At 35.3% G+C, this 11,590-nt stretch carries 13 protein-coding genes and 1 other RNA gene; 10 read left to right on the top strand and 4 right to left on the bottom strand.

Translation table 11 applies throughout. From position 1 onward, the window contains the following. Nucleotides 1-32 precede the first annotated feature (32 nt). Both CHRYMOREF3P_RS09235 and CHRYMOREF3P_RS09230 read right to left on the bottom strand, forming a co-directional pair. A complete protein-coding gene (locus tag CHRYMOREF3P_RS09235) occupies nt 33-707 on the bottom strand; it encodes a beta-carotene 15,15'-monooxygenase (RefSeq protein ID WP_077419198.1) in 675 nt (224 codons plus the stop codon). Continuing rightward, nucleotides 700-1,191, bottom strand: coding sequence for an RNA polymerase sigma factor (locus CHRYMOREF3P_RS09230; protein WP_047386784.1), 492 nt, complete (start codon nt 1,189-1,191; stop codon nt 700-702). The genes CHRYMOREF3P_RS09235 and CHRYMOREF3P_RS09230 overlap by 8 nt, the downstream gene beginning before the upstream one ends. A 159-nt stretch (nt 1,192-1,350) precedes the next feature. Here CHRYMOREF3P_RS09230 and rnpB point away from each other — a divergent pair. From rnpB to CHRYMOREF3P_RS09210, 4 genes are all read left to right on the top strand, one after another. Then, an RNA gene (rnpB, locus tag CHRYMOREF3P_RS09225) (RNase P RNA component class A) lies at nt 1,351-1,675 on the top strand. 176 nt (nt 1,676-1,851) lie between these two features. Next, nucleotides 1,852-2,382 carry a hypothetical protein gene (locus tag CHRYMOREF3P_RS09220; protein ID WP_180564458.1) on the top strand — a complete coding sequence of 177 codons (531 nt, stop codon included), beginning with the start codon at nt 1,852-1,854 and terminating at the stop codon, nt 2,380-2,382. A 22-nt stretch (nt 2,383-2,404) separates the two neighbouring features. After that, nucleotides 2,405-2,932, top strand: coding sequence for a hypothetical protein (locus CHRYMOREF3P_RS09215; protein ID WP_077419200.1), 528 nt, complete (start codon nt 2,405-2,407; stop codon nt 2,930-2,932). A 46-nt stretch (nt 2,933-2,978) separates the two neighbouring features. Further along, entirely contained in the window at nt 2,979-3,569 is a 591-nt protein-coding gene (locus CHRYMOREF3P_RS09210) for a glycine-rich domain-containing protein (protein WP_180564457.1), read from the top strand. Nucleotides 3,570-3,580: 11 nt separating this feature from the next. On the opposite strand, the gene CHRYMOREF3P_RS09205 is transcribed toward CHRYMOREF3P_RS09210, so the two are convergent. Both CHRYMOREF3P_RS09205 and CHRYMOREF3P_RS09200 read right to left on the bottom strand, forming a co-directional pair. Continuing rightward, complete coding sequence (locus tag CHRYMOREF3P_RS09205; RefSeq protein WP_077419202.1) at nt 3,581-4,450, bottom strand: polyphosphate kinase 2 family protein; 870 nt, start codon at nt 4,448-4,450, stop codon at nt 3,581-3,583. Nucleotides 4,451-4,657: 207 nt separating this feature from the next. Beyond that, nucleotides 4,658-5,128 carry a DUF1573 domain-containing protein gene (locus CHRYMOREF3P_RS09200; RefSeq protein ID WP_077419203.1) on the bottom strand — a complete coding sequence of 157 codons (471 nt, stop codon included), beginning with the start codon at nt 5,126-5,128 and terminating at the stop codon, nt 4,658-4,660. A gap of 128 nt (nt 5,129-5,256) precedes the next feature. Here CHRYMOREF3P_RS09200 and CHRYMOREF3P_RS09195 point away from each other — a divergent pair, with 128 nt between their 5' ends. The 6 genes from CHRYMOREF3P_RS09195 (at nt 5,257) to CHRYMOREF3P_RS09170 (ending at nt 11,481) form a co-directional block, all read left to right on the top strand. Beyond that, nucleotides 5,257-7,872, top strand: coding sequence for a valine--tRNA ligase (locus tag CHRYMOREF3P_RS09195; RefSeq protein ID WP_077419204.1), 2,616 nt, complete (start codon nt 5,257-5,259; stop codon nt 7,870-7,872). Nucleotides 7,873-7,939: 67 nt separating this feature from the next. After that, nucleotides 7,940-8,305, top strand: a complete 366-nt coding sequence (locus CHRYMOREF3P_RS09190) for a GIY-YIG nuclease family protein (protein WP_077419205.1) — start codon at nt 7,940-7,942, stop codon at nt 8,303-8,305. A gap of 5 nt (nt 8,306-8,310) precedes the next feature. Continuing rightward, nucleotides 8,311-8,946 carry a DUF4241 domain-containing protein gene (locus CHRYMOREF3P_RS09185; RefSeq protein WP_077419206.1) on the top strand — a complete coding sequence of 212 codons (636 nt, stop codon included), beginning with the start codon at nt 8,311-8,313 and terminating at the stop codon, nt 8,944-8,946. A gap of 67 nt (nt 8,947-9,013) precedes the next feature. Next, nucleotides 9,014-9,904 (top strand): ribokinase, encoded by an 891-nt coding sequence (locus CHRYMOREF3P_RS09180; RefSeq protein WP_077419207.1) that lies wholly within the window; start codon nt 9,014-9,016, stop codon nt 9,902-9,904. A gap of 90 nt (nt 9,905-9,994) precedes the next feature. Next, nucleotides 9,995-10,840, top strand: coding sequence for an alpha/beta fold hydrolase (locus tag CHRYMOREF3P_RS09175; protein ID WP_077419208.1), 846 nt, complete (start codon nt 9,995-9,997; stop codon nt 10,838-10,840). Further along, nucleotides 10,837-11,481, top strand: coding sequence for an HD domain-containing protein (locus CHRYMOREF3P_RS09170; protein ID WP_180564456.1), 645 nt, complete (start codon nt 10,837-10,839; stop codon nt 11,479-11,481). The genes CHRYMOREF3P_RS09175 and CHRYMOREF3P_RS09170 overlap by 4 nt, the downstream gene beginning before the upstream one ends. Nucleotides 11,482-11,590 lie beyond the last annotated feature (109 nt).

Here is an 11,590-nt window from a genome sequence, read left to right as displayed (position 1 = left end):
AATAATTATATCCCGAAATATGCCTATGTATATTAACTTTCCTGAGAATCTATTTCTTTAAGCTGCTTTAAATTTTTATCAAGTTTTTTAATAATTGTACCATATACCAGTCTGTAATAAAGCCAGATCATAGATATGCCTAATAAGGTACTGACAACAATTCCTACTATAATGATGGTAAGATTTGAGCCGCTAGGCTGTATATTCTGAGAATTTAAAGTGTAAAATATGAATGCAGTCAATACAAACGTGAATATCAACAATAATACAATGCTGATCAGAATAAAAGCATTCACTGTGGTTTTGAACTTAATAATTCTGGTGATAAGACCCTTCAGATTTTCCTCAATCTTGATTCTTCTGTAATTCTGGTAGAACTTCAATACAAAATATGCTGTGATCAATAAACTTAAAACTTTTATAGCTAAATAAGCATGGCCGAAGTTGTTTTCTACTTCCGGAGCTTCCTGAGCGCCTAATCTTTCCAGCATTTTGCGGAAGCTGTCTGATTCTTCTTCCGGGAAAAGATAAAACAGACCTAATACGGAAAAGAACAAAAATTCTACAACGCTGATCCAGAAAATATACTTTATGTAATTACGTGATTTTCTATTCAACATCTGGAGAATCTCCTTGTCGTCATATTTAGGCTGAACAGGTTGTTCCTGCCATGTTTTTTTTAAACTATCTAGATCAAATTCAGGCATATTTTTCCATCTGTTCTTTAAGGGTTTTCTTTAATCTGTTCATTTTCACGCGTGCATTGACTTCAGTGATACCGAGGTTTTCTGCAATATCCTTGTAAGGCAGATCGTCAAGATACATCATGACAATGGCTCTTTCTACATTAGGAAGAGTCTTGATTACAGTATACAAAAGTGATACCTGCTGCTGTTTTTCATCGTCATCTTCCACAAAATCCTTGTGGTTGATGTCCAGCTCATTCGTAGGAAGACTTTTGCTTTTTTTTCTAAAGAGGGTAATGGCCGTATTGAGCGCTACACGATACATCCATGTGGAAATCTTGGAATTCCCTTTAAAGGAATCATAGCTTCTCCAGAGCTGTAAAACAATTTCCTGGAAAAGATCCTCCTCATCTTCCAGAGAATTGGTATACAGGCGCGATACCTTGATAATCAGACCCTGATTATCCTTAATAAGCTTCGCAAATTCTTTTTCTCTGGAATCCATAGATATATAATGGCACGAAGATAATAATAAAGTGGTAATTGGTGAAAATTATAATGTAAAATCATAGAAATGTGAAACAAAGAGAATTAACAGCTGAGATTTCTCTGCTGCCTTAGCTTTATCCACTTTCTTTGCGAAATTTATGTATCTTTGCATCCGCGAGAAAATCGGCTTGTTGATTTCCCGTTTTACGGGAGGTAGGAAAGTCCGGACACCATAGAGCAGCAAAGCGGATAACATCCGTCACCCGTGAGGGTAGGACAAGTGCAACAGAAAGCAAGTACAGTTCGGCTGTAGTGAAACCAGGTAAACTCTTTGCGGTGCAATGGTAAGTATATCGGTTCTTTTCAGTAATGGAAATAGGGGCGGCTCGTCCTGAAAACCGAGGGGTAATCAGCTCAAGTGTTGCAGCAATGTAATACGTAGATAAATAACAGGCACTTCTTCGGAAGTACAAAATCCGGCTTATAGATTTTCTCGTTTTTTACAATATAATCTTCCTCAAATTTTATTTTTAAAATCAAATCTGTTTTCATAGTTATATGTGAAAAAGGGTATTGTTTTGTATAAGTCTAATATAAGACTTATATGAAACTAAATAAGACGAATAGAAAACTTTTATATTTTTCTGTTACCACACATTTGTATAAACAAATTAAAATGAGAACAGAAATCACATTACATTCAGTTCCTGAAGAAAAACCCGGATATATTCTTATTCTACTCTACATTGCCTTTGTATACGGATTATTTTGGGTGATAGATCAATGTCTGGTTTATTTTTTCAGTGATGTTACCAATGTTATACTGATAAAGATTCTTAATAAGACGGTATGGATCGGGTTGATGTTTTTAAATTATTTGATCGTAAAACATTTCCTTTATCTGATTAGAAAACAAAGAAAACGTCCGGTTATTTATCCTGCTTTAACCATCTCAAAAGAAGGAATAACTTATTATCCGGAAAACAAAAAATCCGAATGGGGAAATATTTCAGAAATACAGATTATAGATTCTATATTGGCTGTAACTGTAGATTTTGATTCTGGAAAAGATTTTAAACTTAACCTTTTCAAGACAGATCTTCAGAAGCAAATGAAGCAGGAAGATTTTGAAAAGCTATTGGAATATCATTATAAAAAAGAAATTTATACCTATATTACTCCATCATCCTGTGGTTGTGGCTGTTAATTTTAATATATTAACATACAAAATGAAAACAGAAATCACTTTATATAAATCCAGACAAAGAAAACCAGGATATATGGCGATTATTTTCTTTACGCTCATATCACTTGCTCTATTGACTGCCCTTTGTGCAATAATCTATCTTTTGCTGACAAGTAATAGTTTTTTTAAATTTTTAATCTCGGTTATTGTACTTGTATTGATATCAGCCTTATTTTATGGTTCAGTAAAAATCTTAATCGGATGCATTAGGGAACAGAGAACGCCGGAAGAAAAAGCTGTTGAAATATTATCCATCACCAAAACAGGAATTTTTAACCATAAGAAAAAGCAGCAATTGATTTGGAACGAAATTTCTGAAATTCAGATTATTGATGCCGTTATTTCGGTGACAGTAGATTTGTATCCTGAAAAAGATTTTCAATTAAATTTAGGGGATACAGATGTTTATACGGATATGAACAGAGATGATTTTGCAAAATTACTTCAATGTCATTACAAAAAAGAAATTTATACCTATAATAGCCCTCCATCATGTGGATGCGGAGGTTGATTGAGTTTATATTAATAACTAGCATTACCATTAAAATTTTGACATCATGAAACCCAAATTTACTTCCGTTTTACTTGATAGCACACAGTTAGATTATGACCAGAATCCTTTGTGGGAAAGGATTTCATCGTATCAGATTGATCAGGCTCACGTCATCATTCCATTTTCCAGAAAATTAGCTCAGACTGAAGGGTGGACGAGAAGATTCTGTCTGCTTGCCATTGAAGAATATAAAAAGTTTGTTTATTTATGCTGTATCTCAAAAAACGGAGCCTCCCCTTCAATCGTAGTAGATAAAGTATGGCATATGCATTTGCTCTATACCACTGAATACTGGAAAGAATTCTGTCCGAAGATCCTGGAAAGAGAGCTGCATCATTTCCCAAATGTAGGTGGAATTAATGATTATCATAAGCATCAGGACTGGTATCTGGAAACATTAAAACTGTACATCAATATTTTCAGGCAAAATCCACCCGAAGTTTTCTGGCGCATTCCAAAGGAAATTATACCATTCCTATTACCTGAAAATGGGAATAAGATAAAAAATACCGGACAATTCACATGGAAAAAAACCTTTGAAAAATTACATTCAAAGGTCTTTAATTATATTCATCACAGATCGGTTTTGAAATAAGCCATGACTGATTATTCTCCCATTAATTGTGTTTTGGCCCGCTCTAGGTCTTCTTTGTCTTTATCAGAAAGGGTAGGATATTTGAGATTCATTTTTTCAAGAGTATCAATAATTATCTGGATAGCAGCCACTCTTGCAAACCATTTGTTGTCGGCAGGAAGTACATACCAAGGAGCATGATCTTTTGATGTTTCATTGATTGCTGTTTCATAAGCTTCCATATATTGATCGAATAATGCTCTTTCCGGAAGATCTGCTGCAGAGAATTTCCAGTTTTTTTCCTGTTCATTGATTCTGTCCAGAAGCCTTTTTTTCTGCTCATCCTTAGAAACATGTAAAAAGATCTTTACAACCGTTGTTCCGTTCTGTGAAAGGTGCTTTTCAAAATTTCTGATACTTTCATATCTGTTTTCCCAGAATTTATTGTCGAAATCTTTTACTGAAGACCATGTTTTTTCACTTAAATTATATTCAGGATGTACTTTACAGACCAGGACACTCTCATAATGGGACCGGTTGAAAATCCCAATCATTCCTTTCTGTGGCAATGCGAGATAATGCCTCCATAAAAAATCATGGGAATACTCTTTAGAACTTGGTGTTTTAAAACTGGTCACATTGCATCCCTGAGGATTCACCCCTCCGAAAACATGTTCTATCATACTGTCTTTTCCCGCTGCATCCATAGCCTGTAATACAACCAGGAGAGACTGGCTTCCGTCAGCATATAATCTTTCCTGCAGTTCACGAAGCTTTTCTTTCTCCTGAATCAGCATTTGTTCTCCATCTTCTTTGGTGAGTTTTCCTTTATAAGATGTTGAAGTTTTTTTTATTGAAAACTTTCCATTTACCTTAAAGTCATCTGAGAAATTGGTGTCCATATATTTAAAAGATTAAAAGATGTTGTTGTTATAATTCAATAGGGGGTGGGCTTTAGCCCAGCCATTTTAAGAAGGAATAGGCCCAAAGATTTCAGCAAATGTCACTTCCTCCCACCCATTACCTGTCATCTGCTGCCTTAACAAACATAAATGTAATAAAAAAACCGCCTCTATGGAGACGGTTTCTTTATTTTTTTTGAGTAGAGATTACTTCGCAGCAGCCTTTTTAGCTAGTTTAGCAGCTTTTTTCTCAGCTTTAGCAGCTTCTTTCTGCTCAGCAGGAGTCAATACTTTTGCCTCAGCAACAGGAGCATTAGCGTCTACATTACCTTTAATGTAGATTACACTTCTACTGTTTACAGGGTCATTAGAGAAAACCTCAATCATTTTGTTGAAACCTCCAGGAATAGCAGTGTTGTATCCAACTTTGATCTTAGCGGATTTACCCGGCATGATAGGATCTTGGCTGAACTCAGGAGTTGTACATCCACAAGAAGGCTTTACGTTTGAAAGAATCAAAGGCTTATCACCTGAATTCGTTACAGTAAAGAATCTCGTACCATCAGCATTGGGCTTAATAGTACCGTAATCAAAAGTTGTTTTATCAAATGTAATTGTTTGTGCAGATGCAATTGCAAATGTCCCGAATAATGCAATTCCTGCAATTAGTTTTTTCATATTCTTGAATGTTAATACGTTTGTTAGATAAATTTTGTGAAACAAAGTTAAAAATTATTTTAATTCATGCTTAAAAATTTTTTTCTTTAGACTATTTTTGCAAATTGCAAGCCAAAGAAATAGAATTTATGCAGATTTCAGAAAAGTACAATCCACAGGAAACAGAACAGAAATGGTACAATTACTGGTTGGAAAATAAATATTTCCACTCAGAACCTAATGACAAACCACCATATACCGTGGTCATTCCTCCGCCAAACGTAACGGGGATATTACACATGGGACATATGCTGAACAATACCATTCAAGATGTTCTGGTCCGTCGTGCAAGAATGCGCGGGTTTAATGCTTGTTGGATTCCGGGAACAGATCACGCTTCAATTGCTACCGAAGCTAAAGTTGTTGCTAAATTGAAGTCTGAAGGAATCAATAAGTCAGATCTTACCCGTGAAGAATTTCTAAAACATGCCTGGGACTGGACTCATAAATATGGAGGTACCATCCTTGAGCAGCTGAAAAAACTGGGATGTTCTTGTGATTGGGACAGAACCCGTTTTACAATGGAAGATAATCTTTCAAAACAGGTCATCATAAGTTTCGTAGATCTGTATAATAAAGGAAAGATCTACAGAGGATACAGAATGGTCAACTGGGATCCTGAAGCCAAGACTAATATTTCTGATGAAGAAGTAATATTCAAAGAGCAGAACGGAAAACTATATTTCCTTAAATATAAAATTGAAGGCTCAGAAGAGTTCCTTTCAGTTGCTACTACACGTCCTGAAACTATTTTTGGGGATACTGCAGTGTGTATCAATCCTAATGATGAAAGATATGCTCACTTAAAAGGTAAAAATGTAATTGTACCGATTGTAAACAGAGTAGTTCCAATCATTGAAGACGAATATGTTGATATTGAATTCGGAACTGGAGCCCTGAAAATTACGCCGGCACATGATGTGAATGACTACGAAATCGGACAGAGACATCAGCTGAAAATGATTGATGCTTTGGATGATGACGGAAATCTTAATGAGCATGGATTACATTATGCAGGGAAAAACAGATTCGATGTAAGAAAGCAGATTGCAAAAGAACTGGAAGAAAAAGATCTTTTGCTGAAAGCTGAAGACTATGTAAATAAAGTAGGAACTTCGGAAAGAACAGGTGCGGTAATTGAACCTAAAATTTCTGTACAGTGGTTCCTTAAGATGTCTGATCTTGCTAAGCCTGCTTTAGACGTGGTAATGGATGATGATGTGAAATTCTATCCAGAGAAATTTAAAAATACCTACAAACACTGGATGGAAAACATCCGTGACTGGAATATTTCCCGTCAGCTATGGTGGGGACAGCAGATTCCTGCTTTTTACTACGGAACAGGAGATGAAGATTTTGTAGTAGCTGAAACCGCTGAAGAAGCGTTAGAATTAGCAAAACAGAAATCCGGAAATCCGGAACTTACTCTGGAGAATCTAAGACAGGATCAGGATACATTAGATACATGGTTCTCTGCCTGGTTATGGCCAATGTCTGTATTTGAAGGACTTTTAGATCCAGAAAATAAAGATATCAAATATTATTATCCTACTTCTGACCTGGTAACTGCCCCTGATATTATTTTCTTCTGGGTGGCAAGAATGATCATGTCCGGGCTGGAATACAAAAAAGAAGTGCCGTTCAAGAATGTTTACTTTACGGGAATTGTAAGGGATAAACAAAGAAGAAAAATGTCCAAATCTTTAGGAAACTCTCCGGATCCTATTGAATTAATGGAAAAATATGGTGCTGATGGTGTACGTGTAGGAATTTTATTGAGTTCTGCAGCTGGAAATGACCTTCTTTTTGATGAAGATCTAATGCTTCAGGGAAGAAACTTCATGACGAAAATCTGGAGCGCATTCCGTTTGATCAATATGTGGAATCATGAAGATAAACCTGCAATTGCTACAGATCACCAGGCTATTGAATGGTTTGAAAATAAACTGAACAAAACAATCGTTGAAATTAATGATCAGTTTGAGAAATTCAGAATTTCTGATGCGCTGCATTTGATCTATAAATTAATTTGGGATGATTTTTGTGGTTGGTATCTTGAAGCAATCAAGCCTAACTATGGAGAGGGAATTTCTAAAGAAGTATATAATAAAACCATCTATTTCTTTGAAGAATTGATGAAGCTGCTTCATCCGTTCATGCCATTCCAGTCTGAAGAAATCTGGCAGTTGATTTCTGAAAGAAGTATTGATGAAGCGCTTGTTATTGCCCAGCAGAAGAATGCTGATAACTTTAGTGAAGAGGTTATTAAAAACTTTGAAATCACAGCTGAATTGATTTCTGGAGTTAGAAATTACCGCCAGACAAAAGGAATTTCGCCAAGAGAAACTGTTGAGGTATATACCAATGCTTCTGAATTTGCGAATGAAGCCGTAGTAAGAAAATTGGCTAATATTTCTGAGATCCATTTTGGGCAGAAAACAGATAAGCCAAGCTTTACCTTCCTGGTAGGAGCAACTGAAGTTTCTATTCCTTTAAGTGAAAACTTGGATTTAGGAGAAGAAAAAGTAAAAACTGAAGAGGAATTGAAATATTTAAAAGGATTCTTAATTTCAGTAGATAAGAAACTTTCCAATGAAAAGTTTGTTGCCAATGCTAAACCAGAAGTTGTAGAAGTGGAACGTAAGAAGCAGAAAGATGCTCAGGATAAAATTGCGATCCTTGAAGAGAAACTGAAAAGTTTGTAAAAATTGCCTAATAATAGGTTAATTTGTCGGAATGTCAGGCTGAGCGGAGTCGAAGCCTTTTTGAAAGATGAAACAATATTTTGTATATATTTTAAAATGTTCCGATAATTCCTATTATACAGGAGTTACCAATGATATTGAATTGAGATTTTCTCAGCATCAATCAGGAAAATTTCCTGAAAGTTATACTTATAAAAGAAGACCGGTTGAGCTGGTCTTCTTTTATCTGTTTAATGATATTATTCAGGCAATAGTATTTGAAAAACAAGTGAAGGGCTGGAGTCGTAAAAAAAAGGAAGCAATTATAAATGATAATTGGGATAAACTGAAAGAACTATCTATTTGCCGGAATGACAGCCACGCGGATAATTTTAAAGATAAAAATCCTGAAGGCTTCGACTCCGCTCAGCCTGACACTGAAAATAAAGAATAAATAAAATGACACATATAGAAAACATAAAAAAACTATTCTCGAAGGATTTTGTAGAAAATCCATTGTTAGAAAGTTTTGAAGCAGGAAAGATTTATCTTTCCAGTGGAAAGCTGGTTACCTGCGATCCATTAATCACCAATGATATGCTGCCTTTCACCACAGAATTTCCAAAGGGAGATTTTTCTGTGATAGTACATAAAGAAAGAGACAGCAACTGTGTGGCTTATGCCGAAATTATATTCAATAATTCTGAAATTAAAGAATGGAAGCTGGCAACCACAGCAGGGCAGAATATAAAAGATCTGGCAAAAGAAGAAATTTTTGGATATCCTGTAGAAAGTGGGATGGGATGTTTTATGGATGTTGATACTCAAAATAGCCTCAACGAGCTTGAACAGAGATTATATCAAAACAAAGGCGGAGATTTTATGGGAATCTATGAAGAATTTTTCCATGAGTATTTCTTTGATGAAAATGGAGCTATTGACCAATATGCGTTCCTAAAACCTGCAAAAGAACATCCCGGAACTATATTTGCTTTTGAAACCGGATATGGTGAAGGATTTTATGCCAGTTATATAGCATATGATCAAAATCAATTACCAGTGAAAATAATTACTGAATTTATAGAAATAAGTTAACTTAAAATTAGTTACTTTTGGAACACGATTTTGTCAGTTATAAATTTTAAAGCTAATACAAAACACAATGAATTTCTCATCAGAACAACCCCGAATTATTGTTGTGGGCAGCTCATCCATAGATTTGGTTCTTGAAACCGAAAAACTTCCTTCACCCAACGAAACGGTTTTAGCCGTTAAGTCAGATAGCTATTTTGGGGGTAAAGGAGCCAATCAGTCAGTAGGTACTGCCAGACTGGGGGCAAGTGTGTATTTTATAGGATGTGTGGGAATGGATCCCCTTGGGCAGCAGATTATGAGAAATCTGGTAAGTGAAAATGTGAATGTAGGTTTTGTACATGAAACAGATAAAGATGCTACAGGAACAGCCTATGTGACGACTTCTCACGGTAATGCAGCTATTGTTGTAGTGCCGGCAGCCAATAAATATCTTAGCACATCACATATAGACGAAGCTGAAAAGTATTTTAATACGGCAGATCTTGTACTGGTACAGCTTGAGGTCTCTATGGAGGTGGTAGAGCATACCGTTAAAAAAGCCAAGAAATATGGGAAAAAAGTAGGTTTATATGCTTCTCCCGCAATGAGAGTCAGTGAAGAAATTTTAGAAAAGGTTGATTTTATTGTAGCTAAGAGCAACGAATTATATACCATTTTCGGAGAAGAAAAAAGGGAAGAGGTTCTTAAGAAATATTTCAATAAAGTTTTTGTAAGAGATGATACCAACTCAACTATTTATTTTGATGGTACTGAGATGAAATATTACAGAAACGACAAAGATGAGAAAGTTTATAAAATGGGAATGGGTGATGCATTTACTTCAGGATTTGCTATCGCACTTTGTCATGGAAACTCTATCGAAGAATGTGTAAAGTTTGGAAATGAAGTTTCATCAAGAGTTTCCGGCGGTAAAGGTTCTCAGACAGGGCTGCCAAGAATGTCAGATTTCTTTTCTTAAAACTATTTACGACATATCAAAAGTCTGAAACTTAACATAAAAATATAAGTAAAATGTCCACTTTTATAGTGGATTTTTTCTTTTTATACTATGGAAAAGCTAATACTTACCACAGAAGATCATATCTCTCTGGTTGTCCATCTCTTTAAACCGGAAGAAAGTAATGGAAAACTGTTGCTGATCAATTCGGCAACAGGAGTAAAACAACAGGTGTACTTTTCTTTTGCCAGTTATTTTTCTGAACAGGGATTTACAGTGATTACTTATGATTACAGAGGAATAGGACTTTCCAAGCCGAAAGATATGAGGGGATTTCATGGTTCAATGAGATTGTGGGGTTCAAAGGATTATAAAGCTTTAACCCAATATATCAAAACAAACTTTAAAGATCACAAAAAGTATTGCTTAGGCCATTCTGTAGGTGCTTTGATTCTGGGAATGAATGAAGATTCGGAAATATTTGAGGAATTCTTTTTTGTTGGAACACAAAATGCTTTTGTCGGCAATCTTAAAGGGATGACAAAAATTGAAGCCTATTTGGGGTTTGGAATTGCCCAGCCATTAACCACTTCATTATTAGGGTATTTTCCTGCACATTGGTTTGGACTGGGAGAAAGTCTTCCAAAAAATTGCGCATATGACTGGAGAACCTTAATTTTAAACAAGAAATCAACCAACAAACTGTTGGAGAAAATTGATAACTTTTCTAAAAATTTGACACAAAAAGTATTTGTAATCCGCGCAGAAGATGATATCTGGCTGACAGAAAGAGGCGTATTGAGTTTATTAAATAATACCTATCCTAATCTTCAACCAACGTACAGACTGATCGCTGTTTCAGAATCTGATAAAAAAGAAATCGGACATGTCAATTTTTTTAGAAGCTACAATAGAAAACTCTGGGATATTATTTTAAATGAACTGATAGATAAATGAAAAGTACGATTGAAAACACAATAGCATTTGTAAAAGAAAAATTAGAAGGAGCAGAGGCAGGACATGACTGGTTCCATATTGAAAGAGTCTGGAAACTGGCTGTTCAAATAGCAGAAACAGAAGATTGTGATAAAGAGGTGGTAGAACTGTCTGCTCTTCTTCATGATATTGCAGATCCTAAATTTCATAACGGTGATGAAACTATTGCTCCCAAAATATCCAGGGCGTTTCTTGAAGAGCAGAATGTTCCCGAAGAAACAATCCTGAAGGTTTTATTTGTGATTGAAAATATTTCATTTAAAAACAGGGATCAGGCACCGATAAATCCACCTGTTGAGCTTAAAATTGTGCAGGATGCCGACCGTATTGATGCAATAGGAGCTATTGGAATTGCCAGAACGTTCAACTTCGGAGGCTTTAAGAACAACCTGATGTATCACCCGGATATGAAACCCAAACTGGGAATGTCAAAAGAAGAATATAAAAAATCAAATGGCACAACCATCAATCATTTCTACGAAAAATTATTACTTCTGAAAGAGATGATGAATACTGAAAAAGGAAAAGAAATGGCCGAAGAAAGACATAATTATATGTTGAATTTCCTCGACCAGTTTTATAAAGAATGGAATGTAGATTAGTAATAAACTGATTATAAAGATTGACACACTATTTTACATCATAATCAGATATTCAATTTTACATTGATGTATTTCCCAAACATAGCTATCCATACCAATGTTGTAAGAC

The organism is Chryseobacterium sp. JV274 (genome assembly GCF_903969135.1).
Taxonomy (GTDB): domain Bacteria; phylum Bacteroidota; class Bacteroidia; order Flavobacteriales; family Weeksellaceae; genus Chryseobacterium.
Note: the sequence above shows the minus strand (reverse complement) of the source record. Positions and strands in the feature narration are given on the sequence as shown.

Excerpts from the sequence above, each read along its gene's own strand:
- CHRYMOREF3P_RS09235 (WP_077419198.1), bottom strand. The coding sequence starts at position 707 with ATGCCTGAATTTGATCTAGATAGTTTAAAAAAAACATGGCAGGAACAA.
- CHRYMOREF3P_RS09230 (WP_047386784.1), bottom strand. The coding sequence starts at position 1,191 with ATGGATTCCAGAGAAAAAGAATTTGCGAAGCTTATTAAGGATAATCAG.
- CHRYMOREF3P_RS09220 (WP_180564458.1), top strand. The coding sequence starts at position 1,852 with ATGAGAACAGAAATCACATTACATTCAGTTCCTGAAGAAAAACCCGGA.
- CHRYMOREF3P_RS09215 (WP_077419200.1), top strand. The coding sequence starts at position 2,405 with ATGAAAACAGAAATCACTTTATATAAATCCAGACAAAGAAAACCAGGA.
- CHRYMOREF3P_RS09210 (WP_180564457.1), top strand. The coding sequence starts at position 2,979 with ATGAAACCCAAATTTACTTCCGTTTTACTTGATAGCACACAGTTAGAT.
- CHRYMOREF3P_RS09205 (WP_077419202.1), bottom strand. The coding sequence starts at position 4,450 with ATGGACACCAATTTCTCAGATGACTTTAAGGTAAATGGAAAGTTTTCA.
- CHRYMOREF3P_RS09200 (WP_077419203.1), bottom strand. The coding sequence starts at position 5,128 with ATGAAAAAACTAATTGCAGGAATTGCATTATTCGGGACATTTGCAATT.
- CHRYMOREF3P_RS09195 (WP_077419204.1), top strand. The coding sequence starts at position 5,257 with ATGCAGATTTCAGAAAAGTACAATCCACAGGAAACAGAACAGAAATGG.
- CHRYMOREF3P_RS09190 (WP_077419205.1), top strand. The coding sequence starts at position 7,940 with ATGAAACAATATTTTGTATATATTTTAAAATGTTCCGATAATTCCTAT.
- CHRYMOREF3P_RS09185 (WP_077419206.1), top strand. The coding sequence starts at position 8,311 with ATGACACATATAGAAAACATAAAAAAACTATTCTCGAAGGATTTTGTA.
- CHRYMOREF3P_RS09180 (WP_077419207.1), top strand. The coding sequence starts at position 9,014 with ATGAATTTCTCATCAGAACAACCCCGAATTATTGTTGTGGGCAGCTCA.
- CHRYMOREF3P_RS09175 (WP_077419208.1), top strand. The coding sequence starts at position 9,995 with ATGGAAAAGCTAATACTTACCACAGAAGATCATATCTCTCTGGTTGTC.
- CHRYMOREF3P_RS09170 (WP_180564456.1), top strand. The coding sequence starts at position 10,837 with ATGAAAAGTACGATTGAAAACACAATAGCATTTGTAAAAGAAAAATTA.